Source organism: Pseudomonas sp. NPDC086581 (genome assembly GCF_044746165.1).
In the GTDB taxonomy this organism is placed as follows: domain Bacteria; phylum Pseudomonadota; class Gammaproteobacteria; order Pseudomonadales; family Pseudomonadaceae; genus Pseudomonas.
Genome location: NZ_JBIVBR010000001.1, coordinates 825,691 through 839,616 on the forward strand (window position 1 = coordinate 825,691; position 13,926 = coordinate 839,616).

Consider the following 13,926-nt stretch of genomic DNA (forward strand, 5'->3'; position numbering starts at 1 on the left):
GCGATCTTGTCATTTTGGAGAGTGTGAAATGGTTGATTTTGTACTGAATGCACAAGAGCGTTCCGACCTGGGGAAAGGTGCGAGCCGCCGCCTGCGTCGTAACGAAGGCCTGATCCCGGCTGTGGTCTACGGTGGCGAGAAAGCCCCGCAATCCCTGACCCTGGAACTGCGTGAAGTTTCCAAGCTGCTCGAAAACGAGGCTGCCTTCAGCCACGTGATCACCCTGAACGTCGGTTCCGCCAAGGAAACCGTACTGATCAAGGCCCTGCAGCGTCACCCGTCCAAGGGTTTTGTCATGCACGCTGACTTCCAGCGCGTCGTTGCCGGCCAGAAACTGACCGCCCACGTACCGCTGCACTTCATCAACGAAGCCACTGCTGTTGGCGTCAAGGTTGGTGGCGGCGAGATCTCCCACGTGATCTCCGAAGTCGAAGTTTCGTGCCTGCCGGCCAACCTGCCGGAGTTCATCGAAGTCGACCTGGCCAAAGTAGAACTGGGTCAGATCGTTCACCTGTCCGACCTGAAACTGCCGAAAGGCGTAGAGCTGGTGCAACTGGCCCACGGTAACGACCTGGCCGTCGCCAACATCCACGCTTCCCGCGTAGTGAAAGAAGAAGGTGAAGGCGAAGCTGCTGCCGAGTAATCGCGCGCACCATTGCCTTTAAGGAAGGGGCCCCCGTCGTGACTGCCGTACAACTGATCGTTGGCCTGGGAAATCCAGGCCCCGAATACGACCAGACCCGGCATAACGCGGGGGCCCTTTTCGTTGAGCGGCTGGCGGACGCGCAACGCGCGAACCTGTCGCTGGACAAGAAGTACTTCGGCCTGGTCGGCAAATTCAGCCACAAGGGCCGCGACGTTCGTCTGCTCATCCCCACCACCTACATGAACCGTAGCGGCCAGGCCGTGGCGGCGCTCGCCGGATTCTTCCGTATTCCGGTCGAAGCCATCCTGGTGGCCCACGACGAACTCGACATGCCTCCCGGCGTCGCCAAGCTCAAGAAGGGCGGCGGACACGGCGGGCACAACGGGCTGCGCGACATCATCGCCCAACTCGGCAACCAGAACGGTTTCCACCGCCTGCGGCTTGGCATCGGCCATCCGGGGCACAGTAGCCTGGTCTCCGGTTTCGTCCTCGGCCGCGCCCCGCGCTCTGAGCAGGAACTGCTCGACACCAGCATCGACTCCGCCCTCGGCGTGCTGCCAGAAATGCTCGACGGGGACTGGACCCGCGCGATGCAGAAGCTGCACAGCCAGAAGGCCTGATCACACCTCTATTTCCGCCACCTGGCGCGAGGGACCTAGCATGGGATTCAATTGCGGCATCGTCGGCCTGCCCAACGTCGGCAAGTCCACCCTGTTCAACGCCCTGACCAAATCCGGCATCGCGGCGGAAAACTTCCCCTTCTGCACCATCGAGCCGAACAGCGGCATCGTACCGATGCCCGACGCCCGCCTCGATGCGCTGGCCGAGATCGTCAAACCCGAGCGCGTGATCCCGACCACCATGGAATTCGTCGACATCGCCGGCCTGGTAGCGGGCGCCTCCAAGGGTGAAGGCCTGGGCAACAAGTTCCTCGCCAACATCCGCGAGACCGACGCCATCGCCCACGTCGTGCGCTGCTTCGAAGACGAGAACGTCATCCACGTCTCCAACAGCGTCGACCCCAAGCGCGACATCGAGATCATCGACCTCGAACTGATCTTCGCCGACCTCGACAGCTGCGAGAAGCAACTGCAGAAGGTTGCGCGCAACGCCAAGGGCGGCGACAAGGACGCCCTGGTGCAGAAAGCCCTGCTGGAAAAGCTCATCCCCCACTTCAGCGAAGGCAAACCCGCCCGCTCGCTGATGAAGAACATGGGCGATGACGAGAAGCGCCTCGTACGCAGCTTCCACCTGCTCACCAGCAAGCCGGTGATGTACATCGCCAACGTCGCCGAAGACGGCTTCGAGAACAACCCGCACCTGGATGTCGTGCGCGCCATCGCCGAAGAAGAAGGCGCCATGGTCGTACCGGTGTGCAACAAGATCGAAGCCGAGATCGCTGAACTTGATGATGGCGAAGAGAAGGACATGTTCCTCGAGTCCCTCGGCCTCGAAGAGCCCGGCCTGAACCGTGTGATCCGCGCCGGCTACGAGCTGCTGCACCTGCAGACCTACTTCACCGCCGGTGTGAAGGAAGTCCGCGCCTGGACCGTCCGCGTCGGCGCCACCGCCCCGCAGGCTGCCGCCGTGATCCACACCGACTTCGAAAAAGGCTTCATCCGCGCCGAAGTCGTCGCCTACGACGACTTCATCCAGTTCAAGGGCGAACAGGGAGCGAAAGAAGCCGGCAAATGGCGCTTGGAAGGCAAGGAATACATCGTCAAGGATGGCGACGTGATGCACTTCCGCTTCAATGTCTAACCCCCGCTAGACCCGAAAAAGCCCCGGCCACCCGCCGGGGCTTTTTTCATGGGCGCCCTAACCCGCCGCTCATCGCGAAAACCTCGCGCGACCGGCTAAACGATTGATAGATCAGAATAATATTCAAGAAAAGGGGTTGACACCCCCCCTCGATCTGCGGAAAATGCGCGCCACTCGGCTACATAGCTCAGTCGGTTAGAGCGCAGCATTCATAATGCTGATGTCCCAGGTTCAAGTCCCGGTGTAGCCACCATACAAAACAAAGGGTTAGCGAAAGCTAGCCCTTTGTGCTTTCTGGGGTAGTGACTACGAAGTGACTACACCCTGCCTACGGTCAGCCTCCCTCGAGCCGAGGTCTGCTTTCGACGAGTTTTTCGAGCACGTCATTCCGGCCGATCCTTCGCAAGTAATCATCCAGATCCGGCCGCCGTTTTAGAACCCATTCTGCCGGCGCTCCAAGGCTAGTCCAGATCGCGTCCTCTACGTACCAGCTCTTACCCACCTTATCCCGCCACAGATCGGGAATCAGACCAGCCCCCTGATCAAGCTTTGAAAGTCGCTCTGAGGACATTACTCGCCCCCAAATCGGGATCGAGTGTAGATGCGCAACTGCAGCAATGCTCATCAGCTGCAGGAAGCACTTGTAATGCTCAAAGTGAGCACCGTGGGTGAGGTAGTAGTAGCGGTAAACACCGTCGAACTCCTCATCATCCAGATGGGTAAAGCACTCTTCCAGAATGACGCAAAAATCGCCCTTGCTCTGATGGATCGGGGAGTCATCTGTCTTGAACACATAGATATCGAATCGCTCAGTCGTAGACTCCTTGAAGGTCTTCGACAGAAGGAACTCTTGTAAGTCGTCGATATCCTTATGCGCCCTGGATGTCCTTCCTTTGAACCACGCAGGATCTAGTTGGAGTAGTTCAGCGGCCCAAGGGGTAATCCTTCTGAGATGAGGCTTGAGATCCTTCGGACGTTCGAAAACCGATGGGTCCTCAATCAGCCCCTCCTCCATTAGGTCTGCAGCCACGTTAGGCGCAAGGCCATGAGCTTTGAAAGCAGCGATTACTCGCGCAGCCTGTTGATGAAATGAGTCGCGGCGTTCAAGTACATATGCCACTCCCTCTCGCAGCAGCTTTACAGCGCCAAATAGGCCTCCCAGAAAATCCACGCCCGTATCCCTTCAAGCGAATAATGGCAGGATGATATTCCAAATCAGGTGGGGCCACTAATCACCGCAGATAAACGAGCGACACCGCCGGATATCAGCTCAACCTAACCAAGGATTAACCAAGGGAACACCAAAGCTTTCAAAGTGACGGACATTCCGTGTAGCGATCTTGACTCCGTGTAACTTGGCAATTGCAGCAATCTGTCCATCAGCCATATCAGCAATTTTTCCTTTTGCCTCGCTCTCTGCGGCCAGTTCAGCGTAATGAACAGCGGCATCCGCATCGAAGGGCAGGATCCTGCCGCCGAAGTCCTCTTCGAACATTGCAATGGCCAGATCCTGCAGAGCTTGTCTGCGCTTCCCCTTCGGCATCCTGGCTATGCCATAGAGGATCTCTGCCACAGTGATCGAGCTGGTCAGCAAATCCTGGGCGGGTTGAGCATCGATCCAAGCAACCACAGCCGGATCCGGTTTGGCCCGCATTAACTCTGACAGGACATTGGTGTCGAGCAGGATCATTCGTCGAAGTCCGCAGCCCGAGCCTTAGTGTTGCGAGCGGGCAGCTCAATATCAGCCCCGCCAACCGACGCAAAGCGGGCGTGAATCCGGCTCCCCAAGCCCCCCTTCTTCTCATCCCGAGAGAGAGCCTGCGCAAGGATCACGCGAACTTCTTCTTCCATGGAGCGGCCATGGTTTGCAGCGGCCACGCGAAGCTTGGCCTTGAGGTCTTCGTCTAGGTTTCTAATCGTGATGCTGGCCATGAAATCCCCCAACGCAATCAATGAAATCATTGACAGCATACGGGAGATTGCCCGAGCTGTGCGAGCGGTGATAGACGCATGGCTGATTCCAGATGCTCCGGCGACAGGTGCGCGTACCGCATCGTCATCGTGATCGACGAGTGCCCTAGGATCCGCTGCAGCGTGAGGATGTCCCCTCCTCCCATCATGTAATGGCTCGCGAAGGTGTGGCGGAGGATGTGGGTGAGCTGCCCCGGCGTCTGGAATCCACAGCGCTCATAGGCGCAACGGAAGGCGGCGCGGCAGGACATGAACAGGCGGCCGGTGCCCGGCATGCCCACCTTGAACATCAGCTGCTCCAGCTCGGCCGGGATCGGCACTGAGCGACTCTGGCGGTTCTTGGTCCGGTGATAGTGGACCTTTCCCCCATGCACAGCCCCACGGGCGATGCTTTCAGCCTCTTCCCAGCGGGCACCTGTAGCGAGGCACAGGAGAGCGACCGGGTACGTGTGGTTGTTCGTGCTGGCCTTGCACTCCTCGAGGAGCTGGGCGACCTGATCCAGGGTGAGGAAGGTCAGCTCGACCTGATCGGTCTTGATCTGCCGGACGTTGGCAAGCGGGTTCGCCTTGTGCCATGAACCGAGGCGGATCAGCTCGGAGAAGATGGCCGACAGGTAGCGCTGTTCATGGTTGACCGTCTCCGGCTTCACTTCGGTCAGACGGCGTTGCCGGTAGCGTGCCCACGCGAGCGAATCGAACTCGAAGGCCTGTGGATCGCCGAGGCGTTCGGCCAATGCTTGGCAACGAGCGAGGCGCTGTTTGCCGTCTTTCAGGGTGCATCCGTGGAGGTCGTACCAGACCTTCACCAGATCCGAGAGACGATCATCCAGTGGGCGGCCAGTCTCGCCCAGGACGGTGAAGAAGTCCTGCTCGTAGCGAATGGCTGCGGACTTGGTGGCGAAGCCCTTCTTGCGGATCCGGCGACCGGAGCGACCGTTCTCGTAGAAGTCAGCCGTCCACGTCTTCCCATCCTTGCGCGCGGTCATATCGCGTAGCCACGCCGGATGTAGCGATCATTTATGAGTCCAATGACGTGCTTTTCGAGGTCGCGAGTGCTGTAGCCCTTGGCGGTGTAGTGATCTTCGATCACGTGCCAAAAGGGCAAAGTACGCCCGACCTCTAAGGCTTTTTTTGGCGGGATGCGCTCCCGTGCGATCAGGCTGGCGAACTGACCCAGGAACATCTCGCAGTTCTTGCCGGAGAAGCCCTGAGCGGTCTTGTAGTAGCGGCGGTACTCGGTGCGTTCAATGAGTGGATCCGCTTCCACCTGGACCTTGGTGTCGAGGCTGATCAGCGACCAGAAGGCATCGAAGATCCCTTCCCGGGAAATAAGCTTGTAGTTGTCGCAGGCGTACTGCCAGAGGCCTTGCAGGTGCGGGCAGAGCCCCTCATAGGTACGGCAGCCGATCACCTCGCCAGAGGACATGGTGGAGCCTTCGGAGAACTGCTGGACGATGGAATGGTGGAAGCGGAATTCGATACGCCACACCGTTTCCAGCGGGTTGAAGGCGGGTTCACCATCGCCGAAGGGATCACCGTTCAGGGATGCCCACACCGACTCCCAATAGTCGAGTTTGTCGGTCGCTCTCGCCTGCAGCGTCTTGTTGTAGAGGCACATCTGCAGGCCGTTGGCCGAACCGAACATGAAGGTCTCACCACGCCCATAGACCGAGGCGTTGCCGTCGTACTCGATGCGGTCGATGCCGCTGATCTGGCGTACACGCCGGGACCGGCAATGCATGCGATCCACGAAATCGGCTGGCGGGCTCCAGCCCTGTACGTCGAGGGCGATATGGACGGCGCACTGGTTCACCTCACAGGCCGAGAGAACGCCGGCGGCCAGGTCATCCATTACGCCCTGCAGGATCTTCGGATCGGCACCATCCAGGGCGTGCGGGGATACTTCGATCTTGAGGTGCGGGCCGATGTTTTCGAGCTTCACGTTGTGGTTCTTGATCAGCAGGATCAGACCCATGTCGGCGTTCTGTAGCCGGTACTGGTAGCCCGAGTCGCGACCGATGCGGCCTTTGGCCCACTTGTATCCGGCGAAGTTGACGAGATCCTCGGGCTCATCGAACAGCGCCATCACTTCCGGGCGGATCATGCCGTTGTACAGCTGTCGGACCGTATCGACGCCACAGCGAAGCAGGCGCACACCCGACAGGTCGGCGAATCTGCCGTTGCTCGGGTCCATGAAAATCCGTCCTTCGGACGACTCATAAAAATCCCCGGTCTCCTTGAGGATCAGGCGGAGGGGGTGAACTGCCTTTTTCATTCTTTCGTACCTTCAATGAGGTTTATTGAGGTGCTTACTCGTTAGCTATACGACGTGTTACAGGGTCGTCGGCCCGCCCCGCCGGGCCGTTTGCGGGTGGCCTCCTGCGTCGGCTCAAACCGCAAAACGGCCCTGGCGGGCTCACCACAGGAATCTGCCCTTCTCATAGGGGATGACCGTCACCGTAGGCCCGCTGGGCTCATTGCTGGCCGCTGGCTGAGCGCTCGGGTAGATCGGGGGCGGAGGTGACGGCTGCGCCATGCGCGCGTCAGGGCCGGTGCCTCGGTCGGGCAAGGTGGGATCGAAATAGCCATTACGCGCCACGCTGATGCAGAACTCGAAGCTGGTGGCGAACTTGGTCGCCTGCTGCGTGTAGCACTGGCACGACTGGCCGTCCTTCACCGTCTCCGGCGGCCGGCGCTCCACCAGCCTGGGATCACTGGTGGACAGGCAGTAGATGCGCGGTTTGCTGACCGGGGTGTTGAGCTGGTCGTACACCGGGGCCGACGCAGGTAGATCCGCGATGCGGGGTTTTCGCTGCTCGATGTACTGCTCAGGAGTGACGGCCTTCGGGGCGTCGCCGCCGCTGGGGCTGATCAGCGAGCCCACCATCGACTTCGCCTGATCGACCATGCCGGGCTGGTCCTTCGGTGCGGTGGTGGTCGCCGCCGCTTCTGCCGGCTTGCTGCCCTGCTGGTAGCGCTCGAAGGCGCGATACACCATGAAGCCGGCGCCGATGATCACCGCCAGCGCGAGAATCATTTTCTTCGGCGGCTTGAACTTGAAGTGGTGCTGCGCCTGGGTGCTGGTGTAGACCCCGAAGTACTTCTTATCGAGCTTGATGACGGTCTTGTCGGCGTCCTTGAAGCTGGTCTTTTTCTCGACCGCCTCGATGACCGCCTCAGATTCGAAGCGCAGCAATTGCTGGCTCTTGAAGACCCGCCAGTAGTGAATATGTCCGTTGCACAAGCGGCGCAGGTGCACGTCGATATAGCGCGGATCCTGGGTCACCAGATGCACTTCGTGGCCTTGGTGGCGCATGGTTTCGAAGCGGGTAATGTGCTCCGGCGGGCGATTGCGCGGGTCGCGGGCACCAAACCAGCCCTGGGCCTCATCCACCACGATGATCGCGTCCTGGGGCAACTCGTACCATTTGAACGGGTCTTCGAACTCGAACCAGGCCGCTTCGAGTTTTTCGGGCTTGAGGCCGGCGACGTTGTGGAAGTAGACGATGCGGCCTTCGGCTTTGGCCTTGGCGTCGACTTCGCGGATGGTGTTGAGGGTTTTGCCGTGGCCGGGCTTACCGGTGCGGATATAGAGCATGACCGGTCTCCCTTAGGCGTCGATGTAGTCGCGGCCCGGCGGGTTCCACACCTGCCGACGCAACCGGTCCTGAGCCTTGAGCCAGCCCGCCATGAGCGCGCGGGTGGTGACGGCGGCGAGGTACATGTTGATCGCCACATCGATCTTCGCGAGGCCAAGGATCTGCTGGATCGGTACGGCGACGCTGCCCATCTGCGACATCAGGTAACTGCGCGCCATGTCGATCAGCAGGTTGAAGCCGACGTAGCTGACGACCGCAAAGCCGATGGCGCGCAGGACCATCTTCACGATGGGCACGGCGATGATCAGGAGCATCTGGACGATAAAGGCGTATTGCATCATTCACCTCCTAAAGAGCGCCCGACGTAGAGGACGCAGAAAGCCCCGACCGCAATGACGATCAGGTAGCCAAGGTCAGTGGCAGCCGCGCAGAGCGGCTCGTAGGTCACGGCGAAGGTGCGGCCGCCGTTGGTTCTGAGGGAGAAGGTCTTGTCAGCCGGGCAGGAGGCGGGGAGAAAGCGCGTGCCCTGGTTGATGAAGGAAGGAATCTGAATCTCGGTGCTGTCGTCCATTTCGAACTTGGCACCGGTGACGGCGGCCTTGATGTCGGCCTCATGCTTCTCGTAGTCGCTCTGCTTTTCGTAGGCGCAGCGCAGGGCTTTTTCCTGGGTCAGGACTGCGCAATCGATGGCGTCGCCGGAGCAGGACAGCGGCACGTCGCAAGGCTCGCCGGAGGCAAGGCGTTCGGGCTTTTCCTCTTCCTCCTTGTCCTTCTCTTCGTCGGGCTTTTCCTGCGGCTCACCTTCATCCGAGGTGGTTTGCTCGCCGGTCTTCTGGCCGTCCTGATAGGTCGTGGTGGTGGTGACGGTGTCGTAGTCGAAGTACGAATCGCCGTAGCGGATGTTGTAGGTGGTGTTGGTCGTGGTGGAGGTATTGCCGAGGGTGCCGTCCGGGCGGTTGTAGGTGCCGGTTGTGGTTTGCTTCGGCCCCTGGACGGAGGCCGGGCCGGTGATGATCGCTTTCGATTGCTTCTGCAGGTCGTCGTAGCAAGCCTGCGGAGCCAGCGACCCCTCGCAGGTGGCTTTCAGCAGGTCGCGCAGGAATGGAGCCGTTTGCGCGCTCACCCACGGGTCCAGCTGGTTCAGGTCGGAGTCGGTGAGGTCCATCTTCACGGACTGAACTTCATCGATGGAGATAGTCCGCGTGGCGGAGGACGGCCAGTAGCCGGTGGTCTTGTTCCAGTCGTAGCCCAACTTGGTGTTGGTGCAGTTGTTGACGAGCGTGTAGCCCGATGGAATCCCATCGCCGGGCGTGGCTCCGGACGGCCATGCGCCGATGGCGTAGGTCACGCCGCCACTGGTCACGACCTTGATCTTGTTGAGGACTTCGGCAGCGGGGTACGAACAAGCATCGACGGAGCCGGTGCCACTGCCTGACACCGGGATGCCGTCGACCGACTCCTGTTTCTTTTGCAGCTTGGTGTTGTCGTCCGACATCACCCAGCCCACCGCCGCGATAGCACCGGAAATGGCGGCACTCATCGCCAATTGCCCGGCATTGGTCTTGAGGCCGGCCTTGAGCTTCGAGCCGATGCCACTGACCGGCACGGTGACCTTGGGTTTGACGGTGACCGGGGTCTTAGCAGCAGAGGTGCCCATCCATCCCTTGCGCTCGGCTTCGAGCAGAAGGTCGGCGTTGGACTTGGACGGCACGTAGCCGGTGATCGAGCCATTGGCGGCGCTGTAGCCGGGGCCGGCCTTGATGAAGGGATCGACCTTTACTCGTTCGGTGGCGAGGGCGGGACCGGTGATCAGAGCCAGCAGCAGTGCGAGATAACGGACCATGGTCACACCCGCCCGAACAGGACCACGGCGAAGGCCACGGTGGTGACGATGAGGACGAACCATTGAACGGACATTGTTCGGACTCCAGAAGAAAGAACCCCGCCGGAGCGGGGTTCGGTGCTTCGGCTGTTAGGCCGGGTGGGCTTACAGGGCGCGGCGCATGTACTTGAACGCCGCGGCGGCGACCAGCACGGCGAAGACGGCCCAACCGATGGTGTTGGTGTCGTCGCCGGCCGTGGTCAGCGCGGCAGTGGCGTCAGCCGGTACAGCGGCCATGGCGGCACCAGCGGCGCCGAGGGTCAGGGCGCCGACAGCAGCGGCCTTGCGACCGAATGCCGAAGCACTGTTTTGCAGGTGGGTCTTGAGCTGTTTCATGGGGATTACCTCGCTACTTGAGCAGTCGTTTCAGGACCAGGAAGCCGAAGGCGATGCAGAACAGCGCGAGGACTTCGCCACGCAGTTCCGCGACCTGATCCCAGGTGAGTGCAGAGCCGAACTCGCTCTGCATTTCCTCGCTGGTGACGACGTGCAGGACTCCGGTGCAAATGGCAGAGCCATCGGCGCTGACCGCCCAGTTGCCGTCACAGGCGAGGAAATTCATAGGAAGCGCGCCACGCCATCGACCCAGCCCCACAGGTAGCCAGTGGCAAGGCCCACGACGAACAGGGAGAGGTACTTAGTCATGGCAGCGCTCCCGAATTAGCTCTTGGCCGAGTCGCCGGATTTCTCGGCGGCGGGCTGTTGAGTCGGGCGTTGGGCTTGCGGCTGAGCAGCGGGACGGGCTGCCGGAGTCGGCGCGCTGGCTTCTTTGCCCACGGCCAGCAGCTCGGTCAGCACCTGGGTATTGGTGGTGCGACCGAAACGGTCCTGGGTCGGGCGGACGACGCTGGCGAACTTGCAGAGCACCGGAGCGCCTTCGAAGACGATGGAGTCCAGTAAGGTCGGTTCAACGTTGTATTCGCTGATCTCGAAGCCCTTGGCGTTGCCACGAGCGGTTTCCGGGATCGGGGAAATGGCCTGGACACTGGCGAAAATCTCGCCGGACTTGGTGGAGGTGTAGGTGTCGGTCTTGGTGACCCAGAGTTCGACTACGCCGCCAGTGGTTGCAAACATATTCATCTGAAGCTCCTTTGCCTTTTTCGGGCATGAGTTGGCCCGCTGCTGCAAATTAGGCGCGTTGGTGGCCGTCATTCAGCGGGTGTGGTGGTGCCTGGGTTTTGCGGTGGTGCTGGCGGTGAGTGGGGTCAACACAAAGGGCTCTGCCCTTGTCATCCCGCTCTCGCCGCCGAGGGCTCAGGAGCGCGGGGCGGTGAAGCTGCCCCTCACTCCCGAGCGGAGGCTATTCAGGGCGGGGGACGGTCAAGGGTGCGCTTCGCCCGGCGCTCCGTTTGTCCGAACGGGAAAGCGCGTTCGGACAAGCCGGTGCGGCGGCCCTGGACCTGATTGGCCTGGGTGCGGCTGTGGCGGTCGGCCCACTTCGAAATTTCGTGGGCCACGCACATCAGCGGAAAGCCAACACAGGTAAGAAGAGCGAACAGCAAGGTAAGGCTGAAGGCGGCGTCAGTTTGCATGGCTCAGGCCTCCAACTCGAAGGGTTCGCGGATCGGCACGAAGGGTGTCGGTTTGCCGCTGTCGTACACAACGTGCCAGTACTTCGGCGGACGGAGCGCGGGCATGTGTTTCGCGCAGGTAAAACCCGGTTCCACCCGGTACGTCGAGTGGATCGAGCGCCACACTCCCGCGACCAGCGCCATCGTAGTAACGACCGTGAAGACTCGTGTAGGGCGGCACTCGATGCAGCGTATGGACTGGGAGGGATCGGGCTTCGCCAGTTCGCGACGGGACCAGCAGACAGAGCAGTCGCAGTCCGGGGCGTGCGGTTGGTGCCGATAGCGGTTGAGCGGAATCACGGAGCAGCCCTCCCCGGTTACTCATCGTCGTAATCCCCTTGGCAGAAGATCGACTTACCCCGGTCGAGGTCGCGGCGGATTTTGTGAAGATTGATGACGCGGCGGCGGCCGATTTTGGCGGTCGGGATGGTCTTGGTTTCGACCCAGCCGCGTACCACGTCTTCTGTGATGTCCTCCAGGCCCAGCATCTGAGCGAATACCGCCTGGGAGCAGAACGGAGCGGTACGGAAGTCCGTGACCTTTTCCATCGCCCCCGTGACGGTGAACCCCACTATTCCAGACTCTTCCATGGTTTTGCCCTATAATAAAAATCGCACTTACTGAGTAGTATCTACTAAGTAAGGCAAACCATACATCTAGATTGTTACTAAGTACAATCTACTAAGTAGAATATTTAGGCATGATAAAAGACCGCCTTATAACCTTGTTCAACAAGGAGCGGACAAGCGTCTGGTTCGAGAAGGAAACGGGTATTGATCGTTACCGGTGGGGAAACGTGCGCAATGGAAAGGCACGCATTACAGATGCCGAGATCGAGGCCGTGATAGCCCTTTTTCCCCGGTACGCTCTATGGCTTGTGACTGGAGAGATCGCGCCCGAAAGCGGCCAAACTAGCCCTGAATACGATGAGGCCCACCGAAACTTGGCCGGACGAGACGCGGGATAGAGATAACCGAAAAGGTCGCTAAGCGTTGGTTTGCCCGAGAGAAATCCGTTAGGAAGAGGTGAGGCAAAGGCTTACATAGATTAGAACAGGCGATGAGCATGATCACAGAATAGGCGCAGGGCTTCACTTTTCAGTATTTTCTTATTGGCACTGGATGCAATCAGCTTGACGTCTAGCTGATTCGACACATCAATTATCAAGCCATCTTAGACAACACGGATGTAATTAAACGTGAAGATCTAAGTTAGAAAATGCCCTAACGCGCCCTGCAAACTTAGAGCCACACCCTTCATGCGACATCCAAAATAGTCCAGAACCAGATAAGAAGAGAAAGTCTCAAGTACTGGACTACATTAAAACAATCTTACTTCCGACGTACTCGATATCTAGAAGACAGTTTTCATGCCCCATAAAACCTGCCTGCGTCTCAACCACTTCAGGTGTCATATCCTGCAATAAGCACACTACGACCTGCCCCAACACCCGCGCAGGCATTACAACAGAGACTTCGCATACCCCGTCGCCGTTCATCGAGTCAAAGTCATATTCATCTCTTTGATGCTGTGGCAGTTGAAGCCATTCAAAATACATTGCAGCAAAGCTAACTGGAACATCCGCAGTAAACTCCAAGGGAATTACAAAATGTTTAGGAGCGATACAGGTAACTGCGCCAAAAACAATATTATCGACAGACTCAACATCTGGCCCGTCAACTCTTATACCACCAGCTAATGGCAAAGGAAGCCTATGGTACCCCTCTACCTCATCATTCTTCCAGCATACATAGTAAAGATCAGACTCACCTTGAGAGATATAGCGCATAACCGCTTCCTGGAAGCTATCGGCTTTGAGAGATCTTTTAATAGACTCTATGTTAGCATCTTGCGAGTCCAATCGACGCAGAATGTTCTGCACCTCATCCTTTGCAATAAACTCTGAAAGCTCATCGCAGAGAACTAAGCCGTTAGCACCGCCTAAATACCGCTTCAACTGACCATCTCTACAAATAACCGTCAGCCCAATTTCAGGATTAAATGCCTCTAAAATGCACTGACTTATCGCAGCATCAGGAATATCTTCGCGATGCTTAGGTTTTCTAAATGCACCCTCACCACTAAAGTAGTGCATCCAAACCTTACCCATTCCCTCGGCAGAAAGCTCAAGGACTTTGATCCGGCTATTCTCTCTCCAAATAGAAGTAGATTTTGCAATAGAACTCAAAACCTCAGACCTAGCTCCTTCTATCTTTCCCTCAACCTCTTCAAACCTCTTCAAAACCCCTTCGTCAACGCCTGACTTCAACAACAGCTTTTTAATATCAGAAAAAGTATCGAGAACACTTCTAAACTTAGAATCTGTTTCAAGACACCGTTTGGAATCATACTCTCGCAGTACCAACTCAGAAACTAGCACCTCCACTTCACCCGATGCAGACAGCCTAGACAACACCTGCATATTCTGAGAAGAATAGCCTTCCTGGTGCAGAGCATTAGTATCTAGAGTTATTTTCATACAATTCCTAAAATGAC

At 58.7% G+C, this 13,926-nt stretch carries 18 protein-coding genes and 1 tRNA gene; 4 read left to right on the plus strand and 15 right to left on the minus strand.

The features are described from left to right. The first annotated feature begins 28 nt into the window (after window positions 1–28). From ACIPK7_RS04000 to ACIPK7_RS04015, 4 genes are all read left to right on the plus strand, one after another. Window positions 29–643 (plus strand): 50S ribosomal protein L25/general stress protein Ctc, encoded by a 615-nt coding sequence (locus tag ACIPK7_RS04000; protein ID WP_192436215.1) that lies wholly within the window; start codon window positions 29–31, stop codon window positions 641–643. A gap of 38 nt (window positions 644–681) precedes the next feature. Then, a complete protein-coding gene (gene pth, locus ACIPK7_RS04005) occupies window positions 682–1,266 on the plus strand; it encodes an aminoacyl-tRNA hydrolase (RefSeq protein ID WP_081516404.1) in 585 nt (194 codons plus the stop codon). A 40-nt stretch (window positions 1,267–1,306) separates the two neighbouring features. Beyond that, window positions 1,307–2,407 carry a redox-regulated ATPase YchF gene (ychF, locus tag ACIPK7_RS04010; protein ID WP_192223855.1) on the plus strand — a complete coding sequence of 367 codons (1,101 nt, stop codon included), beginning with the start codon at window positions 1,307–1,309 and terminating at the stop codon, window positions 2,405–2,407. Window positions 2,408–2,583: 176 nt separating this feature from the next. After that, window positions 2,584–2,660 (plus strand) — tRNA-Met (locus ACIPK7_RS04015). 81 nt (window positions 2,661–2,741) lie between these two features. Here the strand turns inward: ACIPK7_RS04015 and ACIPK7_RS04020 are convergent. The 15 genes from ACIPK7_RS04020 to ACIPK7_RS04090 all read right to left on the minus strand — a co-directional run bounded on the left by ACIPK7_RS04020 (window position 2,742) and on the right by ACIPK7_RS04090 (window position 13,909). Beyond that, window positions 2,742–3,578: a hypothetical protein gene (locus tag ACIPK7_RS04020; RefSeq protein ID WP_401085465.1), complete on the minus strand. Its 837-nt coding sequence runs from the start codon at window positions 3,576–3,578 to the stop codon at window positions 2,742–2,744. Between the two features lie 99 nt (window positions 3,579–3,677). Beyond that, window positions 3,678–4,097, minus strand: a complete 420-nt coding sequence (locus ACIPK7_RS04025; protein WP_401085468.1) for a type II toxin-antitoxin system VapC family toxin — start codon at window positions 4,095–4,097, stop codon at window positions 3,678–3,680. Then, window positions 4,094–4,339: a FitA-like ribbon-helix-helix domain-containing protein gene (locus ACIPK7_RS04030; RefSeq protein WP_401085625.1), complete on the minus strand. Its 246-nt coding sequence runs from the start codon at window positions 4,337–4,339 to the stop codon at window positions 4,094–4,096. Before ACIPK7_RS04030 ends, ACIPK7_RS04025 begins: the two co-directional genes overlap by 4 nt. A gap of 26 nt (window positions 4,340–4,365) precedes the next feature. Then, the gene (locus ACIPK7_RS04035) at window positions 4,366–5,364 is read right to left on the minus strand and encodes a tyrosine-type recombinase/integrase (protein ID WP_401085470.1); all 999 of its coding nucleotides are present in this window, start codon (window positions 5,362–5,364) and stop codon (window positions 4,366–4,368) included. Further along, window positions 5,361–6,653 carry a hypothetical protein gene (locus ACIPK7_RS04040; protein WP_401085473.1) on the minus strand — a complete coding sequence of 431 codons (1,293 nt, stop codon included), beginning with the start codon at window positions 6,651–6,653 and terminating at the stop codon, window positions 5,361–5,363. Before ACIPK7_RS04040 ends, ACIPK7_RS04035 begins: the two co-directional genes overlap by 4 nt. A 141-nt stretch (window positions 6,654–6,794) precedes the next feature. Then, entirely contained in the window at window positions 6,795–7,976 is a 1,182-nt protein-coding gene (locus tag ACIPK7_RS04045; protein ID WP_401085476.1) for a zonular occludens toxin domain-containing protein, read from the minus strand. 12 nt (window positions 7,977–7,988) lie between these two features. Continuing rightward, entirely contained in the window at window positions 7,989–8,315 is a 327-nt protein-coding gene (locus tag ACIPK7_RS04050; RefSeq protein WP_401085479.1) for a DUF2523 domain-containing protein, read from the minus strand. Then, window positions 8,315–9,820, minus strand: coding sequence for a virulence factor TspB C-terminal domain-related protein (locus tag ACIPK7_RS04055; RefSeq protein ID WP_401085481.1), 1,506 nt, complete (start codon window positions 9,818–9,820; stop codon window positions 8,315–8,317). The genes ACIPK7_RS04050 and ACIPK7_RS04055 overlap by 1 nt, the downstream gene beginning before the upstream one ends. A 144-nt stretch (window positions 9,821–9,964) precedes the next feature. Beyond that, a complete protein-coding gene (locus ACIPK7_RS04060) occupies window positions 9,965–10,195 on the minus strand; it encodes a major capsid protein (RefSeq protein ID WP_138212899.1) in 231 nt (76 codons plus the stop codon). 13 nt (window positions 10,196–10,208) lie between these two features. Further along, window positions 10,209–10,421, minus strand: a complete 213-nt coding sequence (locus ACIPK7_RS04065) for a hypothetical protein (protein WP_401085484.1) — start codon at window positions 10,419–10,421, stop codon at window positions 10,209–10,211. Window positions 10,422–10,519: 98 nt separating this feature from the next. Next, window positions 10,520–10,939 carry a DNA-binding protein gene (locus tag ACIPK7_RS04070; RefSeq protein WP_401085487.1) on the minus strand — a complete coding sequence of 140 codons (420 nt, stop codon included), beginning with the start codon at window positions 10,937–10,939 and terminating at the stop codon, window positions 10,520–10,522. 224 nt (window positions 10,940–11,163) lie between these two features. Next, on the minus strand, window positions 11,164–11,391 hold the full coding sequence (locus ACIPK7_RS04075) for a hypothetical protein (protein WP_401085489.1): 228 nt from the start codon (window positions 11,389–11,391) through the stop codon (window positions 11,164–11,166). 3 nt (window positions 11,392–11,394) lie between these two features. After that, window positions 11,395–11,730, minus strand: a complete 336-nt coding sequence (locus tag ACIPK7_RS04080) for a DUF5447 family protein (protein ID WP_401085492.1) — start codon at window positions 11,728–11,730, stop codon at window positions 11,395–11,397. A 17-nt stretch (window positions 11,731–11,747) separates the two neighbouring features. Then, entirely contained in the window at window positions 11,748–12,020 is a 273-nt protein-coding gene (locus ACIPK7_RS04085) for a DNA-binding protein (RefSeq protein ID WP_401085495.1), read from the minus strand. 725 nt (window positions 12,021–12,745) lie between these two features. Continuing rightward, window positions 12,746–13,909 (minus strand): PIN domain-containing protein, encoded by a 1,164-nt coding sequence (locus tag ACIPK7_RS04090; protein WP_401085497.1) that lies wholly within the window; start codon window positions 13,907–13,909, stop codon window positions 12,746–12,748. Between the last annotated feature and the right edge of the window lie 17 nt (window positions 13,910–13,926).

Coding starts and splice junctions, on each gene's coding strand:
- ACIPK7_RS04000 (WP_192436215.1), top strand. CDS start 29: ATGGTTGATTTTGTACTGAATGCACAAGAGCGTTCCGACCTGGGGAAA.
- ychF (WP_192223855.1), top strand. CDS start 1,307: ATGGGATTCAATTGCGGCATCGTCGGCCTGCCCAACGTCGGCAAGTCC.
- ACIPK7_RS04025 (WP_401085468.1), bottom strand. CDS start 4,097: ATGATCCTGCTCGACACCAATGTCCTGTCAGAGTTAATGCGGGCCAAA.
- ACIPK7_RS04030 (WP_401085625.1), bottom strand. CDS start 4,339: ATGGCCAGCATCACGATTAGAAACCTAGACGAAGACCTCAAGGCCAAG.
- ACIPK7_RS04035 (WP_401085470.1), bottom strand. CDS start 5,364: ATGACCGCGCGCAAGGATGGGAAGACGTGGACGGCTGACTTCTACGAG.
- ACIPK7_RS04040 (WP_401085473.1), bottom strand. CDS start 6,653: ATGAAAAAGGCAGTTCACCCCCTCCGCCTGATCCTCAAGGAGACCGGG.
- ACIPK7_RS04045 (WP_401085476.1), bottom strand. CDS start 7,976: ATGCTCTATATCCGCACCGGTAAGCCCGGCCACGGCAAAACCCTCAAC.
- ACIPK7_RS04050 (WP_401085479.1), bottom strand. CDS start 8,315: ATGCAATACGCCTTTATCGTCCAGATGCTCCTGATCATCGCCGTGCCC.
- ACIPK7_RS04055 (WP_401085481.1), bottom strand. CDS start 9,820: ATGGTCCGTTATCTCGCACTGCTGCTGGCTCTGATCACCGGTCCCGCC.
- ACIPK7_RS04060 (WP_138212899.1), bottom strand. CDS start 10,195: ATGAAACAGCTCAAGACCCACCTGCAAAACAGTGCTTCGGCATTCGGT.
- ACIPK7_RS04065 (WP_401085484.1), bottom strand. CDS start 10,421: ATGAATTTCCTCGCCTGTGACGGCAACTGGGCGGTCAGCGCCGATGGC.
- ACIPK7_RS04070 (WP_401085487.1), bottom strand. CDS start 10,939: ATGAATATGTTTGCAACCACTGGCGGCGTAGTCGAACTCTGGGTCACC.
- ACIPK7_RS04075 (WP_401085489.1), bottom strand. CDS start 11,391: ATGCAAACTGACGCCGCCTTCAGCCTTACCTTGCTGTTCGCTCTTCTT.
- ACIPK7_RS04085 (WP_401085495.1), bottom strand. CDS start 12,020: ATGGAAGAGTCTGGAATAGTGGGGTTCACCGTCACGGGGGCGATGGAA.
- ACIPK7_RS04090 (WP_401085497.1), bottom strand. CDS start 13,909: ATGAAAATAACTCTAGATACTAATGCTCTGCACCAGGAAGGCTATTCT.